The following is a 15,654-nucleotide window of genomic DNA, read 5'->3' as shown; positions in this document are numbered from 1 at the left end:
GGCTCCGCCCTCCTTAGGAGGCGGTCAGCCGCGCTGCCGCACGGGGATCTCTCCCTGCGGCTGCGCCTCCCACGTAGGCGTGGTCCCCGAAAGCTGGCAGACCATCAGGTAGAAGGGGATCGGCGGGGTGTACGGCGTGGGGGCGTCCGGCCAGTGGATCAGCCGGGGCCGCTGGGCCGGGACCCGGGTGCCGGAGACGTAACGCGCGGGCAGAGGCCAGTCCAGCTCGAGATCCGAGCCGGCCGGGACGATCCACCACCACCACTCCTGGTCGGCGAATACGCAGCCGGTACTGGGCAGCCTGCCCATGAGCCGGAATCCGTGCCTCGCGGGGATGCCCACCGCGTCACAGCCGAGCGAGGCGGGCAGGGTCGGCGGCAGCGGCAGTTGCGCGACTCCGCTTCCTTCGTGACGCGGCCCGCGGGCGAACCGGCGCATCGTACGCATCAGCACGGTTGCCCCGCCTCGTGCGGCAGCTCCGCCCATACGACACGCCCGGCGCCGTAACCGGACGTGTCGTGCGTTCCCCAGCAACTGCTCATGGAGTCCACGAGGAGCAGACCCCGGCCGCCCTCGTCGTCGGACACCCGGTGAAGCTGCGGACCGGTGGGGCCGAAACCCTGGTCCTCGACCGCTATGTGCAGCCGGCCGTCCCCTTCGCGCAATTCGCAGATGACATGGTCGCCGGGCGCGTGGACGACGGCGTTCGTGACCAGTTCCGAAACGATGAGGATCGCCGTCTCACGCGTGTCTTCCGTGGTGCCCCACCGGTCAAGCCGGTCCCGCGTGAGCTGTCTGGCACGACAGACGGACTCGGCGTGGGCGGGTAGTGCGAAGCCGTAACGGCGGACAACGTTGCCAGGGCACACGGTCATCAGCGAGGGGGTGAGCGCGTTACCAGGTGCCACGACCGATTCCTAACGGTGGGGAAGCAGCACCGTGCGAAACCTCCGGGCGGAGCACGACAACTGCGGGAACTGGTTCACCGAACCACTCTCCCCCCGTGCGAGACACTTGGCAAGTAGCACTGTGAAATTTTCAGAGTGCCGTGTTCTTACTGGCGAGGACATGGCACACTTCTCACAACCGTGCATGGGGAGGTTCCAAAGTGAGTGAACCGCGGTCTGCCCCGACCGTGGGACAGGTCGTACTCGGCAAGCGTCTGATGGATCTGCGCGAGAGAGCCGGCCTGAAACGCGAGGAAGCCGCGAAGCTTCTCCGGGTGGCGGCGGCCACTGTCCGCAGGATGGAGACCGCCGAGGTCACGCTCAAAGTCCCCTATGTGCAGGTACTCCTGCGGGCCTACGGAGTCGGTGACGACGAGGCGAACGCCTTCGTCGAGCTGACCGAGGAGGCCAACAAGCCCGGCTGGTGGCAGCGGTTCCACGACATCCTGCCGGACTGGTTCAGTATGTACGTCAGCCTGGAAGGCGCCGCCTCCCTGGTCAGGTCGTACGAACCGCACTTCGTGCCGGGGCTCCTCCAGACGGAGGGCTACGCGCTGTCGGTCATGCACGCCGGCGCCGTGGGGCAGGTCCAGCCGGAGGCCATCGAACGGCATGTGGCACTGCGTATGCGACGCCAGTCCCTGCTCACGCGGTCGGACGCACCCAAATTGTGGGTGATCATGGACGAGACGGTGCTTCGCCGTCCCGTCGGGACGCCAGAGATCATGCGCGAGCAGATCGACCGGCTCATCGACGCGTCCGAGATGCCCAATGTGACGCTGCAGATCGCCGAGTTCTCCGCCGGACACCACCCCGGGACGTACGGGCCGTTCGTGCTTTTCCGTTTCGCCATGCCCGAACTGCCCGACATGATCTACAGCGAGTACCTGACCGGCGCGGTCTATCTCGACGCGCGTCCCGAGGTGGCGACCCACCTCGAGGTCTTGGACCGCATGGCGGCTCAGGCCGCGACTGCACAAGGCACGAAGGAGATCCTGAAGGATGTCCGCAAGGAGCTGTGAATGGATCCGATATACAACGGCATGCCCGCCACCGACCTCGGCGCCGAAGGCTGGCACAAGCCGTGGAGCGGCGGTAACGGCGGCAACTGCGTCGAGGCCATGAAGCTGGCCGACGGCAGAGTCGCCGTGCGCCAGTCCAACGACCCTGACGGCCCCGCGCTGATCTACACGCACGGTGAGATCGCCGCGTTCATTCAAGGCGCCAAGTCCGGCAAGGCCGACTTCCTGCTGACCTGACCGACCTGACCGACCTGACCCGAACTCGACCCGCTATCACCCGAAGTGATCAGACGTGACCCGAGGTGACGTGAACTCTGCGTCCGGATCGGCCGGATCCCGCCTGGTAGGAGCCGATCAGCCCTGATCGGATCTGAACTCATCTGTTCCTTGCGACTGTTCTTCCCCCTGTTCTTGCCAGCGACGCTGAGACTCATGGAGCGCACATGACCGGGCATGACCCCATCGACACGAGCAAGCCGCACCCTGCCCGGATGTACGACTGGTTCCTGGGCGGCAAGGACAACTATCCCGTCGACGAGGAGATGGCGCGGCAGCTCCTCGAACTCAACCCGCTCGGCCGGGAGATGGCCAAGTGCAACCGGGCGTTCATGCACCGGGCCACCCGCTGGCTCGGCGCGGCGGGCGTGCGCCAGTACCTCGACATCGGTACGGGCATTCCGACCGAGCCCAACCTGCACCAGATAGCGCAGGAGGTCGCCGCCGACTCGCGCGTCGTCTACACCGACAACGACCCCATCGTGCTGCGGCACGCGGAGGCGCTGCTGCGCAGCAGCCCCGAGGGACTGACCGACTACATCCAGGCCGACGCGCGCGAACCCGACAGGATCGTCGAACAGGCCGGCAAGGTCCTGGACTTCGACAAGCCGGTCGCCCTGTCCCTCATCGCGCTGCTGCACTTCGTCCCGGACGAGGACGGCGCGCACGAGCTGGTGCGCAAGCTGCTCGCACCGCTGGCGTCCGGCAGCTATCTGGTGATCTCCCACACGACGGGTGAGTTCGACCCGGAGGGCTCGGAGAAGGCTGCCGCGCTCTACAAGGCCAAGGGTGTGCCGCTCGCGCTGCGCTCGCGTGACGAGATCGGCCAGTTCTTCGAGGGGCTCGAACTTGTCGACCCGGGTGTCTCCCTGGTGGCCGAATGGCGACCGGAGCTGGGCGAGGTCGTCCCCGTCCCGGGCGACGGGCTGATCGCCGGATTCGTGGGCGTGGCCCGCAAGCCCTGACACCGGGCGGCGGGACAGAAGAACGACACGGCACGAACACAGGACCCACGCGGTCCGGACCGGCGGGGGTCCGGGCGGGCAAGCGCCTCGGCGCCGCGGCACTCTCGGGGGGTGTTGCGGCGCCGAGGTGTTTCCCGGTCCGGACCGGCCACTGTGCCCCGTACCCGCGAACCGCGTGTGCGCCACGTCACAGCGCCGGGACGGTCCGGGCGGCCCGAGCGGGCGCGGACAGACCGCGCGACCGCCCAGCGGCCCTCCGAAGCCCTTCCCGGCCCTCCCCTCCCCGGCCGTCGCCCGGCGGGCGGGCACAATGTACGGATGGCCCGACGCACCACACGCCCCACACGTACCTCATCGAGCCCGCGCGTCCCGGCGACTTCGCACGCCTCACAAGACGCCTCGCCCTGTCTGTGCGGACTGCCCGCCTCCTACGGAGAGTGCTGCGGCCGGTTCCACGCGAGAACCGCCGCGGCGCCCACCGCCGAACGTCTGACGCGCGCCCGCTACAGCGCCTTCGCGGTGGGGAACGAGCCCTATCTGCTGAGCAGTTGGCACCCCGCCACCCGCCCGTCACGGATCGATCCCGACCCGGCGATGCGCTGGGCGGGCCTGGAGATCCTGGCCACCACCGAGGGCAGCGCCTTCCACACCACCGGCACCGTCACCTTCCGCGCCCGCTACACCCGACGCGGCGAGGAGGGCGCGCTCCACGAACGCAGCCGGTTCGAGCGCCACGACGGCGCCTGGGTCTATGTCGAGGGCACCTTCGTGCAGTAGCCGGCGGCCCGCCCCGGCCTCAGTCGGAGGCCAGTACCTCCGCCAGGTCGTAGCGCACCGGCTCCTCCAACTGCGCGTACGTGCACTCCTCGGGCGTACGGTCCGGGCGCCACCGGCGGAACTGCGCCGTGTGCCGGAAGCGGTCGCCCTCCATGTGGTCGTACGCCACCTCGCACACCCGCTCCGGCCGCACCGCGATCCACGACAGGTCCTTCTTGCCCGTCCAGCGGCTCGGCGCGCCGGGCAGCCTGGCCTTCTCGTGGGCCGACTCCCGTGCCCAGGCGGCCCACGGATGCCCCTCGGCAAAATCCATCACCAGCGGCGCCAGCTCGTCCACCAGCTCGGCCCGGCGCTGCATCGAGAACGCGGCGCACACCCCCACGTGCTGAAGCGTCCCGGCCGGGTCGTACAGGCCGAGCAGCAGGGAGCCGACGACCGGACCGCTCTTGTGGAAGCGGTATCCGGCCACGACCACGTCCGCCGTCCGCTCGTGCTTGATCTTGTACATCACCCGTACGTCCGACCGGTACGGCAGATCCAGCGGCTTGGCGACCACCCCGTCCAGCCCCGCGCCCTCGTAGCGCCGGAACCACTCCTGGGCCAGCTCCACGTCCGTGGTGGCCGGTGCCAGATGGACGGGGGCCGAGACACCGCCGAGAGCGTCGACGAGGGCGGTACGGCGCTCGGACTGCGCGGTGGACAGCAGCGACCGGTCGCCCAGCGCCAGCAGGTCGAAGGCGACGAAACTCGCCGGGGTCCGCTCGGCGAGCGTCCGCACCCGTGAGTCCGCCGGGTGGATGCGCTCGCTGAGCCGGTCGAAGTCGAGCCGGCCCTCGTACGCGATCACGATCTCGCCGTCGACCACGCACCGCTCCGGCAGCTCGCGCAGGAAGGCGGTGACCAGCTCGGGGAAGTAGCGGGTCAGCGGCTTGCCGTTCCTGCTGCCGATCACCACTTCGTCGCCGTCCCGGTGGATCAGCGCACGGAAGCCGTCCCACTTGGCCTCGTACTGCATACCGGGCGGGATTTTCGCCACGGCCTTGGCCAGCATCGGTTTCGTCGGAGGCATCACCGGCAGATCCATGCCCCCGATTGTGCGCGGAACGAGGCCCGTCCGCCCGATATGCGGGCCGGGGGAGCCCGGCCTACGGTGGCGCGTATGGCGAGCAAGGGCGCGGCGATGGAGCTGGAGGTCGGCGGGCGGACCGTACGGCTGTCCAGCCCCGGCAAGATCTACTTTCCCGAGCGGGGCTTCACCAAGCTGGACGTCGCCCAGTACTACATCGCGGTGGGGGAGGGGATCACCCGCGCCCTTCGGAACCGGCCCACCACCCTCCAGCGCTACATCGAGGGCATCGCCGGCGAGTCCTTCTACCAGAAGCGGGCACCGAAGAACCTGCCCGACTGGATCCCCACCGCCCGTATCGCCTTCCCCAGCGGACGCACCGCCGACGAGATCTGCCCCACCGAACCGGCCGCCGTGCTCTGGGCGGCCAATCTCGGCACGCTGACCTTCCACCCCTGGCCCGTACGGCGGGGTGACACCGAGCACCCCGACGAGCTGCGCATCGACCTGGACCCGCAGCCGGGCACCGACTTCCACGACGCCGTCCGGGCCGCCCACGAACTGCACGGGCTGCTGGACGAGCAAGGTCTGCACGGCAGGCCCAAGACCTCCGGCGGACGCGGGCTGCACGTGTTCGTGCCGATCGAACCGCGCTGGACCTTCACGCAGGTACGGCGCGCCGCGATCGCCGTCGGCCGGGAGCTGGAGCGGCGCATGCCGGGCCGCGTGACCACGGCGTGGTGGAAGGAGGAGCGCGGCGAGCGGATCTTCGTGGACTACAACCAGACGGCGCGCGACCGCACCATCGCGTCGGCCTACTCCGTACGCCCCAACGAGTACGCCACGGTCTCCGCGCCGCTGCGCTGGGACGAGCTGGACGACGTCGCCCCGCGCGACTTCGACATCGCGACGATGCCGGCCCGCTTCGCCGAACTCGGCGACGTACACGCGGACATGGATGCCGAGGCGTACAGCCTGGAGGGTCTGCTGGAGCTGGCGGCGCGGGACGAGCGGGACCACGGCCACGGTGATCTGCCGTACCCGCCGGACTATCCGAAGATGCCGGGCGAGCCGAAACGGGTCCAACCGAGCCGGGCGCGCGAGGCCCCTCCCGAGGGTTGATCCCAGGACCTCAGGACCTCAGGACCTCGGGACCTCAGGAGCTGAGGAACCTCACCGAACGGAAGCGGTCGGGCGCCCCCTGACCCGGCTCGACAAAGGTCACGATCGCACCGTCGGGGCAGTCCGTCCCCCTGAACAGAACGGCGGTGCGGTTGGTGTGGTTGGCCGCTTCATTGGCTTCCGCCTGCGTGTTGTAGCAGCGACCGTCCTCGGGATCGTTCAGCTCATGCCCCCAGCCGTTCACGCGATAGGCGAAGGATCCTCGCGCGGCCTGGGCGGGCGTCGAGAAGACGGTGCACAGAGCTGTGGCGGCGACGGCGACAGCCAGCGCCTTTCGGAGGTTTGGGAGGTTCTTCACGGCATTGCTCCTTCGGGTGACGTCCTGGCGGGCAGCCAGTGTGTCCGCGCGGATACGCCGACAGGACGGCCGTCACCCGAACGGCCGTGGAGGAAACGATCCCGCCTCACCCGCGGGAGCGATCCCTCGCCCCGTAAACCCTGCCCACGCGACCGCCCGACCCCCCGGACAGGGCCGGCCTACTCGACGTCCCGCGCGCGGGACGCGAGCAGGGCGATCAGGAGGCTCGGCGCGATCAGCATCCCGAACACCGCCCCGTACGCCGCACCCTCCGCGTCCGCCGCCAGGAAGCCGTTGAAGAGGGCCGAGCCCAGGCCCAACACCGCGATCTGGCCCAGGTTCTGGGTCGTCTGGAGCGCACTGCTCGCGTACCCCTGCCGGCCCGGCGGGCTGTGTACGAGCGAGAGCAGCGTCACCGAGGGAGCCAGCAGGCCCATCCCGAGCGCCGCCACGACCATGGACGACGCGGCGATGTACGGATGCGTCGCCGGCAGCGTCCCGACGACCGCCAGCGCGGCGGCCAGCGCCATCACCAGCGCCCCGGTGGCCACCAGACGGTGCCGCGGCCAGTGCGCCAGCGTATGGGCCTGCACCCAGGATGAGGCGGCCCAGCCCACGGCGGCGCCCGTGAACGCCAGCCCCGTCACCACGGCGGGCACGCTCTCGTCGCTGATCAGGAACAGCGGCACGAACGCCTCCAGCGTGAAGAAGGCGCCCGAACTCAGGCCGCGCAGCAGGGCCGTGGCCGGCAGCCCCCGGCCGGCCCGCCAGGTGCCCGGTGGCAGCAGCCGGGCCGCGAACACCGCCATCAGCGCGAGCCCGGCCACCGCGCACAGCATCCGCCGGGTATCCCAGCCGGAGACGCCGTACTGCCCCAGCGCGGCGCCCAGGCTCACCGCGAGCGCGACCGTCAGCGCCGGGCGTGGCGGCCGGTCCTCGGCCGGCAGTGGCGCGGCCCGCCAGGCCCGGCCGCGCAGCAGGAACACCACCGCCACCGCCGGAAGCACGGTCAGCGCGGCCAGACCGAAGAACACGGCGCGCCAGGACCACCAGGTGACGACCAGCCCCGCCAGCGGCGGTCCCACCAGCGAGGGCACGAGCCAGCAGGTGCTCATCAGGGCCAGTACGCGCGCGCGTAGCCGCTCCGGATACGCCTGGGCCACGGCGGTGTTGACCGCCACCGCCACCATGCCGCCCGCGAGCCCGTCCAGGAAGCGCCCGGCGGCCAACTGCCAGACGGAGCCGCTGGTCGCGGAGACCAGCAGGGTGAGCACGGACAGCACCACGCCCGCCGCCAGCGGACGCCGCGCCCCGGCGCGGTCCGCCCAGTAGCCGCCGAGTACCCCGCCCAGCAGGCTCGCGGCCACGAAGCAGCCGGCCACCAGCGGATACAGCGACACCCCGTCCAGATCGCGCGCGGCGGCCGGCAGGATGGGCATCACGGCGAGCGCGGCGAATCCGGTCAGGAACATCACCACGGCGAAACCGACGGTGACGGAGGCGTACCTGCCGGAGAACAGGCCCTCCTCGGCGGCCGGTTCGGCCTCGACGGGCCCCGGCGCCCCGGACGTCACCTTCAGTTGATCAGTCACGGGCGCTCAAGCTATACGCGCTTCCCGTGCCCTCGCCAGCTATTTTCTTCCTGGCCCGCACCCACCCGCGGACCTGCCGCGAACGGCGAAGTGCCCCTCCCCGTAAGGGAAGGGGCACTTCTGTCGGCTCATCCTCCTACTGAAGCGTCCTTCTCAGGATGCTCCGGATCGGATCAGAGCTCCTTGATCCGGATGTCGCGGTACGAGATGACGTCCGTCGTGCCGTGCACCTGGAGCCCGACATAGCCGGACGAGTAACGCCGGCCGTCGGTACCCACGTCACCGGCGCGCGGCGGAGTGAACTCCTGCCCGCCGGTGTTGTCGAACTCGTTGATCACGACACCGTTGCGCAGGATCGTGTAGTGCTGGTCGACCACCTTGATCTCGTAGTCGTTCCAGGTGCCCTTCGGAGTCACGCCCGCGCCGGCCAGGCCCACGCGGTCGAACCCGTAGATCGATCCCGTCTTGTACATGTCGCCGTCCGGGCGGTCCAGGATCTGGACCTCGTGCCCGTAGTTGATGGCGACCCACTCCGGCCGGGTCTCCAGCGGGTGTCCGTTGACGTTCGGGAAGCGCACGAAGACACCGCCGTTGGCGTTGCCCGTGCCCGGCGCGTCGTCACGGAACTGGAGCTTCAGCGAGAAGTCGTCGTACTTGCGCTCCGGGAACCACAGCATGCCCATGCCCTGGACGGTGGTGCTGCTCGTCATCGCGCCGTCGGCGGTGAGTGAGAACTTGCCGCCACCGACCTGGGCCCAGTTGGAGAAGGTCGTGTCCGTGCCGTCGAAGATCGTGCGGTAGCCGGTCGTCTGACCCGGCCGGCCGATCTTCGACTGCTTGGCGGCCTTCGTGATCTTGTTGTGCTCGCGCTGGTCGATCACACCGGCCGACTGGAGCTTGGTCAGCACCGTCTCGACGTGCTTGAGGAACAAGGCGTGCGAGGACCAGTCCTTCTCGTCCTCGATCAGCTCGTTGATCGTGCACCGGCTGGTGGTGAGACGGTTCGGCACACCCGTGTCGACGGCGCCGACGATGACCGTCAACCGCACGTCGTACTCAGGGCAGTTGGGGGCCGGAACGCCACCGCCCTTGGCGATGGTGAACGTGACCTCCTTGGCCGCCGAGGTGTTGCCCGCCTTGTCCGTCGCACGGTGCGCGAGCTTGTGGTAGCCCACCGCGTCGACGATCACGGCCTTGGTGTACGCGAGGTACGGACCACCGTCGAGCGAGTACTCGATCTTCTCGACACCCGAGTCGTCGTCCGTGGCCTTGATGGTCGCCGTGGCGCTGGTGATGAACGCGCCGTCGGAGTTCTTGTCACCCGTCACGGCCACCGTCGACACCGGCGCGGTCGTGTCCTGCGCCGGAGGGGTGACGACGGTGAAGTCGACGGCCTTCTCGGCCGCGGCGTTGCCGGCCTTGTCGGTGGCCCGGTAACGGACCTTGTGCGTACCGACCTCATGGACCATCACCGGCGCGGTGTAGTCCTGCCAGGCCCCGCCCGCACCGATCGCGTACTCGATCTTGTTGACGCCGGAACCGGCGTCGGACGCGGTCACGGTGACCGTGGCCATGTCCAGGTAGGCGCCGTTCGCGTCCTGTTCACCGGTCACCGTCGCCGAGGTCTCCGGCGCGGTGGTGTCGTCGGTGGGCGGCGAGGCGACCTTGAACTCGGCCGTCTTCTCGGCGGCGGCGTTGCCCGCCTTGTCGGTCGCCCGGTAACGGATCTTGTGATCGCCGACGGTATTGACCACCACGGGGTTGATGTAGGGCTGCCATTCGCCGTCGGCCCCGACCGCGTACTCGATCGTGTCGACACCCGATCCGGCGTCGGTGGCGGAGAGCGTCACCGTGGCCTGACCGATGTACGCGCCGTCGGCGTTCTGGTCGCCGTCGATCTTGGCGGCCGTCTCGGGCGCGGTGGTGTCGTCACCGCCACCACCGTCGGTGACGGTGAGGATGCCGGTCATCATGCCGTGGCCGGGGATCGTGCAGAAGTAGCGGTAGGTGCCCGGGGTCAGATTGACCTCGGCCGTCTGCTTGCCGCCCTGCGCGTCCTCCGGACTGGCCATCAGGTTGAGCGTCACGTCGTTGTTGTAGTCGGGGTTCGACGTGTCGAAGGTGACCGTGTGCGGCATCGACGTGGTGTTGCCGGTCGCCTTGCTGTTCTCGAAGACGATCGTCGCGGGACCCGCGACGGCCGTCGTCGGGAACGACAGATACTCCGTGGTGGAGTTGCCCGCGGTCCAGGTCAGCACCTGGGCCGCCGCCTGCCGGTCGTCGCCGCGCCCGTATGCCTGTGTCGAGGTCAGCCCCAGCACCAGCATCAACGAGCCCAGCAGGGCCGTCCACAGGTGGAGAGGTCGCCGTCTCACTGCGCCTCGTTGTCTCACTGCGCCGCCTTCCTGGCCAGATCCTCGGCGGCGGGAGTGGCCTCGCCGCCCTTGTACGTCACGCGCCACAGCGCGGACTTCGCGTCCGAGGTGAAGAAGCCACGCCCGTAGTCGAGGACGTAGAGCGAGCCGTCGGGAGCGAACTTCCAGTCCATGAGGTTGCGGATGCCGTTCTCACCGACCGGAATGATTTTCTTCAACGACTCGGCGTGCACGGGCAGTCCGCCCTTGCCCGCGGTCTTGGGGTCGAGCTCGACCGCGTGCCGCGGCTGGGTCTGGTCGTAGAAGTCGCCCACGAACCACTTGCCGTCCCAGTACGACGGCCAGCCCTCGGCGGTCGCGTTGGCGGCGTCGAAGCGGTAGAGGGGACCGTTCATGGTCGCCTGGCCACCGCCCTTGAGCCACGGGAGGAGGTAGGTGGCCTCCTCCGACTTGTAGCTCGGGATGCCGTTCGCGTCACGCGGGAAGTCCGGCGCGCCGCCCTGGGGCGAGTACCAGATGGTGTTGCCGGTGATGGGCGGGATGTTGACGAGACCGTCGTTGTTCGGCGACTCGTTCTTCGGCGCGTCGCAGTTGTACCAGCCCAGCGGCTTCGTCGGGTCCGGCAGATTACGGTCGCGGTACGGCTGCTTGTTGCCCATGCAGTACGGCCAACCCTGGTTGCCCGCCTTGGTGATGGCGGCGAAGGTGTCGTACTTGGCCGGGCCCCAGGTGGTGCTCGGGGCGCCCGCGTCGGGGCCGACCCAGCCCGCGTACAGGGTGTCGGTCTTCTGGTCGACGGAGATACGTGCCGGGTTGCGTACACCCATCACATAGATCTCGCCGCGGGTCTTTCCGCCGCCCTCGGCACTCTCCTCACCGGTGAAGAGGTTGCCCTCGGGCAGGGTGTACGTGCCGTTCTTCTCGGGGTGGATCCGCAGGATCTTCCCGTTGAGGTTGTTGGTGTTGCCGGCCGTACGGCGCGCGTCCGCGAAGGAGACGCCCTTGTAGTTCGGCTCCGGGTTGTTGCCCGAGTAACCGTCGCTGAACTGCGAGGAGTTGTTGTCCCCGGTCGCGATGTAGAGGTTGCCCTTGGAGTCCCAGGCCATACCGCCACCCGAGTGGCAGCAACTGTTGATCTGCACCGGCCAGGCCAGCAGGACCTTCTCGCTGGCGAGGTTCAGCTTGCCGGTGGTGGGATTGATCTTGAAGCGCGAGACACGGCGCTCGGCCATCCGGGTGTCCCGGTTGATCTCCGAGTGGGGTGTGTAGTGCAGATACACCCAGCCGTTGGTCATGAAGTCGGGATCCAGCTCGATGCCGAGCAACCCCTCCTCGTTCTTGACCAGTTCGCCGCCGCCGCCCTTGTTGCCGAAGATGGTCAGGCCGCCGACCTTGCTGACCTGCTTGGTCTTCGGGTCGTAGACATGGATCTGACCCTCGCCCTTGCCGACGTTCGGGTCGGCCCAGTCGGTCACGACGGGCTGGGTGTTGTCGCCGCCACCACGGCCGATGTAGAAGACGCGGCCGTCGGGCGCGACGACCGTGCCGTGCGGCTCGCCGATCTGGTCGGACTCGCCCGGCTTGTTGGGCGCGGTGACGCGCTCCGCCGTGTAGTTGGAGGTGATCGTGGCCTTGCAGTCGGCCCGCGAGATGCGCGTGGTCCACTGGAGGGCGCCGCGCAGGTGGTCGCGGAAGTCGGTCTCGGCGTACGAGTCGACGGTGGCGCCCATGCCGGTGTAGAAGGAACGGCCGCCGTCGTAGTCACGGCACCAGGAGATCGGGTGGTCCGCGCCGTCGGCGCCCGCACCCGGCTTGTAGGTGCTCTCCCTGACACGGGCCACGGTGTGCACTTCGCCGGTCGGGTTCTTGTCCCAGTTGAACCACTTGTCGGAGCGCTTCCACTCCTTCGGCAGGTTCTTGGTCGCGGGGTGCTGACGGTCGCCGACCTCCACGGTCGCGCGCTGGACGGTGTCCGGGCTCGCGTCGTCGGGGCGGGCGCCGATCAGTCCGGTGAACCAGTCCGAGTACGGCTCGGTGCGCGCCGCGTCCCGGATGCCGAGGAAGCCTCCGCCGGCCTCGACGAAGGCTTCAAGTCCCGCCTCCTGCTCGGGATCCAGCACATCGCCGCCGCCCGTCAGGAAGACGACCGCGTTGTACTTGCCGAGCTTGGTGGCGTTGGTGAAGACCGAACCGTCACCGTTGGTCTCGGTCTTGAACCGCTGTGCGGTCGGGCCCGACAGGCCGATCTTCTCGATCGCCTCGATTCCGGCGTTGACGATCGGCGACTCCTCCGACGCCGAGCCGTGGAAGACGAGGACCTTCACGGTCTTGCCGCCGCCGGGCGGCGAAGGAAGGGACAACGTTGTCGACGGCGGCTCCGGGTACGGACCCGCCATGGCGTTTCCGCCGAGCAGAGACGCGGCCATCGTGCCGGCCACCACGGCCGCGGCCATTGCGCGCCGGGATCTTGACCGGCGATGTGGTACGCGCTGCATGTGTTCACCCACCCATCTTTGGTCACAGCAACAGGCGTGAAGCTAGACCTCTTTGGGCGGTGAGCCAAGAGGTATCACCGGAATGGAACTAACTTTGTCCTGAGTGTGGATAAACGAAGATCCCCGAGCTACCGTGTGGCCGTCCCGGGGCCTCACTGTGCCCCGACAGTCTCAGCACCGCATGTGGGGAGATCGGCATGGCGATGGACAGACGGAGTTTCAACCGGCGCCTGGTGGCCGGCGGCGCGGTCGCGGCAACTGGCGTGACATCGTTGTCCGTTACCTCGGCGTCCTCGGCCGCCCCCGCGCCCATGGCCGCCGAGGCGGGCCCGAACAGGGCACCCGCCGGCGGCAAGGTGCACCATCTCACCATGGTGGCCGAGCGGCTGGGCACGGGGAAGATCGGCTACGGCTTCGAGAAGGGCAAGGCGTCGATCCCGGGCCCGCTGATCGACATCGTCGAGGGCGACACGGTCCACATCGAGTTCACCAACCTCACGGACGTCGACGCCAGCCTGCATGTTCACGGTGTCGACTACGACATCGCCAACGACGGCACCCGTATGAACAAGAGTCATGTGCCGCCGGGCGGCAAGCGGACGTACACCTGGCGCACCCACAAGCCCGGCAAGCGCGCGGACGGCACGTACCGCGAGGGCAGCGCCGGCTACTGGCACTACCACGACCACGTTGTCGGCACGGACCACGGCACGGGCGGCATCCGGCAGGGCCTCTACGGCGGCGTCGTGGTCCGCCGGGAGGGTGACATCCTGCCCGACAAGCAGTTCACCATCGTCTTCAACGACATGCAGATCAACAATCTGCCGGGCGCCCAGAGCCCCAACTTCGAGGCCACCGTGGGTGATCGCCTCGAAGTCATCATGATCACGCACGGCGAGTACTACCACACGTTCCATATCCACGGTCATCGCTGGGCCGACAACAGGACCGGACTGCTCAGCGGCGCCGGTGACACCAGCCGGATCGTCGACAACAAGATCACCGGCCCCGCGGACTCCTTCGGGCTCCAGATCATCGCGGGCGAGGGCGTCGGCGCGGGCGCGTGGATGTACCACTGCCACGTACAGAGCCATTCGGACCAGGGCATGGCGGGCCTGTTCCTGATCGCCAAGCCGGACGGCACGATTCCCGGGTACGAGCCGCACCACCCGGGGGCGGCGAAGAAGGACCCGACCGGCGCGAAGGGCGCGACGAGCGCGAAGGACACGGCCTCCGCGACCGGCGCGAGTGCCCAGGGCGCGCACATGGGCCACTGACCGACGAGGCCCCGGCGCCGGGCGAGCCGCTGTGCGGCGCGCCCGGCGGGTCCGTCCGCGTGCACATGCGACGGGACCCGATCGGTAGAAGACTCGGGAGGGCAAGCAAGCACACGGGGGCCCTCACGAAGGAGCGATGATGCTCACCACCCGTTACGTACAAGGTTCACCGAACTGGACGGATCTCGCCACGCCGGACATCGAGGGTGCGAAGACCTTCTACGGAGGCGTCTTCGGCTGGAATCACGTATCGGCGGGACCCGACTTCGGCGGCTACGGCATGTTCCAGCTCGACGGCAAGACCGTGGCCGGAGCGATGCAGCTCCCCGCCGAGCAGGCCCCGCCGGCCTGGACGGTCTACTTCCAGACCTCCGACGCCACGGCCACCGCCAAGGCCGTGAAGGACAACGGCGGCACGGTCGTGAACGAGCCGATGGACGTCCAGGACCTCGGCCGTATGACCCTGTGCGCCGACCCGGCCGGGGCGCAGTTCGCCACCTGGCAGCCGGGGACGAACACCGGCCTGGAGGCCGTCGACAACCCGGGCACCCTCTGCTGGGCCGAGCTGCACACCCCGAACCCGGCCGCCGCCACCGGCTTCTACGGCTCCGCCTTCGGCTGGGAGACGACCTCCATGCCGATGCCGGGCGGCGGGGGCGACTACATCATGGTCCACCCCGCGGGCAAAGGCCCCGACGGCATGTTCGCGGGCATCGTGACCGACGAGGCCGGTCCCGCGTCCGCCGCGCCGGGGTCGAACTGGCTCCTGTACTTCGGTACGAGCGACTGCGATGCTGCGGTGGCGAACTCGGACCGGCTGGGCGGTACGACCGTCCAGGAGCCCACGGACATCGAGGGCGTCGGCCGGTTCGCCGTCGTGAACGACCCCTACGGCGCGCGTCTGGCGTTCATGCAGGGCGTCACGGAGGACTCGTGACCGAAGGCCGAGGCCGCGGGACGGGCCGTCAGGGCCGCCTCGGCCGTCCTGGTCGTCTTCCGGACGGTTGCCCATCAGGTCATTGATCGAATGTTTATCGGCACCAGGCAGCGTGTGTGCCATGCCGATCAATCCCATGAACTCCCTCACCAGCATCACCGGTCGCACGGGGCGGGAACTCGCCTGGCAGGAGAGCGCCCTGTGCGCCCAGACCGGGCCCGAGTTCTTCTTCCCGGCCCCCGGCTCGTCCACCCGCGAGGCGAAGCAGCTCTGCGGTGCCTGCGAGGGGCGGCGGGAGTGCCTGGAGTACGCGCTGGACAACGACGAGCGCTTCGGGGTGTGGGGCGGTCTGTCGGAGAAGGAGCGCGAGCGGCTGCGCCGCACGGGCAGCGATACGCCGACGGCCGAGGTCGCTTGAGTCGGTCGGAGTGGTAGCACGTCACCC

General features: G+C 69.1%; 15 protein-coding genes. 8 read left to right on the top strand and 7 right to left on the bottom strand.

The features are described from left to right. Positions 1–24: 24 nt before the first annotated feature. On the bottom strand, positions 25–447 hold the full coding sequence (locus tag OG329_RS05220; protein ID WP_405801659.1) for a hypothetical protein: 423 nt from the start codon (positions 445–447) through the stop codon (positions 25–27). Beyond that, positions 447–908, bottom strand: a complete 462-nt coding sequence (locus tag OG329_RS05215) for an ATP-binding protein (RefSeq protein ID WP_405793134.1) — start codon at positions 906–908, stop codon at positions 447–449. Before OG329_RS05215 ends, OG329_RS05220 begins: the two co-directional genes overlap by 1 nt. A gap of 200 nt (positions 909–1,108) precedes the next feature. On the opposite strand from OG329_RS05215, the gene OG329_RS05210 reads away from it, so the two are divergent. The 4 genes from OG329_RS05210 to OG329_RS05195 all read left to right on the top strand — a co-directional run bounded on the left by OG329_RS05210 (position 1,109) and on the right by OG329_RS05195 (position 3,987). After that, the gene (locus OG329_RS05210; RefSeq protein ID WP_405793133.1) at positions 1,109–1,969 is read left to right on the top strand and encodes a helix-turn-helix domain-containing protein; all 861 of its coding nucleotides are present in this window, start codon (positions 1,109–1,111) and stop codon (positions 1,967–1,969) included. Then, positions 1,970–2,206, top strand: coding sequence for a DUF397 domain-containing protein (locus tag OG329_RS05205; protein WP_405793132.1), 237 nt, complete (start codon positions 1,970–1,972; stop codon positions 2,204–2,206). It abuts the gene before it with no gap. A 206-nt stretch (positions 2,207–2,412) separates the two neighbouring features. Next, a complete protein-coding gene (locus OG329_RS05200) occupies positions 2,413–3,210 on the top strand; it encodes an SAM-dependent methyltransferase (protein WP_405793131.1) in 798 nt (265 codons plus the stop codon). A 318-nt stretch (positions 3,211–3,528) separates the two neighbouring features. Then, on the top strand, positions 3,529–3,987 hold the full coding sequence (locus tag OG329_RS05195) for a YchJ family protein (protein ID WP_405793130.1): 459 nt from the start codon (positions 3,529–3,531) through the stop codon (positions 3,985–3,987). Positions 3,988–4,006: 19 nt separating this feature from the next. On the opposite strand, the gene OG329_RS05190 is transcribed toward OG329_RS05195, so the two are convergent. Continuing rightward, positions 4,007–5,071, bottom strand: coding sequence for an ATP-dependent DNA ligase (locus tag OG329_RS05190; RefSeq protein WP_405793129.1), 1,065 nt, complete (start codon positions 5,069–5,071; stop codon positions 4,007–4,009). A gap of 75 nt (positions 5,072–5,146) precedes the next feature. On the opposite strand from OG329_RS05190, the gene ligD reads away from it, so the two are divergent. Then, positions 5,147–6,175, top strand: a complete 1,029-nt coding sequence (gene ligD / locus OG329_RS05185) for a non-homologous end-joining DNA ligase (protein ID WP_405793128.1) — start codon at positions 5,147–5,149, stop codon at positions 6,173–6,175. A 34-nt stretch (positions 6,176–6,209) separates the two neighbouring features. Here the strand turns inward: ligD and OG329_RS05180 are convergent, their stop codons facing one another. The 4 genes from OG329_RS05180 to OG329_RS05165 form a co-directional block, all read right to left on the bottom strand. Beyond that, positions 6,210–6,533 (bottom strand): hypothetical protein, encoded by a 324-nt coding sequence (locus OG329_RS05180; protein WP_405793127.1) that lies wholly within the window; start codon positions 6,531–6,533, stop codon positions 6,210–6,212. 179 nt (positions 6,534–6,712) lie between these two features. Then, complete coding sequence (locus OG329_RS05175) at positions 6,713–8,125, bottom strand: MFS transporter (RefSeq protein WP_405793126.1); 1,413 nt, start codon at positions 8,123–8,125, stop codon at positions 6,713–6,715. 173 nt (positions 8,126–8,298) lie between these two features. Further along, positions 8,299–10,452, bottom strand: coding sequence for an OmpL47-type beta-barrel domain-containing protein (locus OG329_RS05170; RefSeq protein WP_405801657.1), 2,154 nt, complete (start codon positions 10,450–10,452; stop codon positions 8,299–8,301). Positions 10,453–10,514: 62 nt separating this feature from the next. Next, positions 10,515–12,995 (bottom strand): ThuA domain-containing protein, encoded by a 2,481-nt coding sequence (locus OG329_RS05165; protein WP_405793125.1) that lies wholly within the window; start codon positions 12,993–12,995, stop codon positions 10,515–10,517. A 203-nt stretch (positions 12,996–13,198) separates the two neighbouring features. Here OG329_RS05165 and OG329_RS05160 point away from each other — a divergent pair, with 203 nt between their 5' ends. The 3 genes from OG329_RS05160 (at position 13,199) to OG329_RS05150 (ending at position 15,627) form a co-directional block, all read left to right on the top strand. Further along, complete coding sequence (locus OG329_RS05160) at positions 13,199–14,272, top strand: multicopper oxidase domain-containing protein (RefSeq protein ID WP_405801656.1); 1,074 nt, start codon at positions 13,199–13,201, stop codon at positions 14,270–14,272. A 139-nt stretch (positions 14,273–14,411) separates the two neighbouring features. After that, positions 14,412–15,209, top strand: coding sequence for a VOC family protein (locus tag OG329_RS05155; protein ID WP_405793124.1), 798 nt, complete (start codon positions 14,412–14,414; stop codon positions 15,207–15,209). Positions 15,210–15,330: 121 nt separating this feature from the next. Next, on the top strand, positions 15,331–15,627 hold the full coding sequence (locus OG329_RS05150; protein ID WP_405793123.1) for a WhiB family transcriptional regulator: 297 nt from the start codon (positions 15,331–15,333) through the stop codon (positions 15,625–15,627). Positions 15,628–15,654: the final 27 nt, after the last annotated feature.

The sequence above is a fragment of the Streptomyces sp. NBC_01506 genome (genome assembly GCF_045040295.1).
Lineage (GTDB): Bacteria > Actinomycetota > Actinomycetes > Streptomycetales > Streptomycetaceae > Streptomyces.
Note: the sequence above shows the minus strand (reverse complement) of the source record. Positions and strands in the feature narration are given on the sequence as shown.

Bases quoted from the DNA above. Each gene is read 5' to 3' on its own strand.
- OG329_RS05170 (WP_405801657.1), bottom strand. From the start codon at position 10,452: ATGCTGGTGCTGGGGCTGACCTCGACACAGGCATACGGGCGCGGCGAC.
- OG329_RS05195 (WP_405793130.1), top strand. From the start codon at position 3,529: ATGGCCCGACGCACCACACGCCCCACACGTACCTCATCGAGCCCGCGC.
- OG329_RS05155 (WP_405793124.1), top strand. From the start codon at position 14,412: ATGCTCACCACCCGTTACGTACAAGGTTCACCGAACTGGACGGATCTC.
- OG329_RS05165 (WP_405793125.1), bottom strand. From the start codon at position 12,995: ATGCAGCGCGTACCACATCGCCGGTCAAGATCCCGGCGCGCAATGGCC.
- OG329_RS05220 (WP_405801659.1), bottom strand. From the start codon at position 447: ATGCGTACGATGCGCCGGTTCGCCCGCGGGCCGCGTCACGAAGGAAGC.
- OG329_RS05205 (WP_405793132.1), top strand. From the start codon at position 1,970: ATGGATCCGATATACAACGGCATGCCCGCCACCGACCTCGGCGCCGAA.
- OG329_RS05200 (WP_405793131.1), top strand. From the start codon at position 2,413: ATGACCGGGCATGACCCCATCGACACGAGCAAGCCGCACCCTGCCCGG.
- OG329_RS05150 (WP_405793123.1), top strand. From the start codon at position 15,331: ATGCCGATCAATCCCATGAACTCCCTCACCAGCATCACCGGTCGCACG.
- OG329_RS05190 (WP_405793129.1), bottom strand. From the start codon at position 5,071: ATGGATCTGCCGGTGATGCCTCCGACGAAACCGATGCTGGCCAAGGCC.
- OG329_RS05160 (WP_405801656.1), top strand. From the start codon at position 13,199: ATGGACAGACGGAGTTTCAACCGGCGCCTGGTGGCCGGCGGCGCGGTC.
- ligD (WP_405793128.1), top strand. From the start codon at position 5,147: ATGGCGAGCAAGGGCGCGGCGATGGAGCTGGAGGTCGGCGGGCGGACC.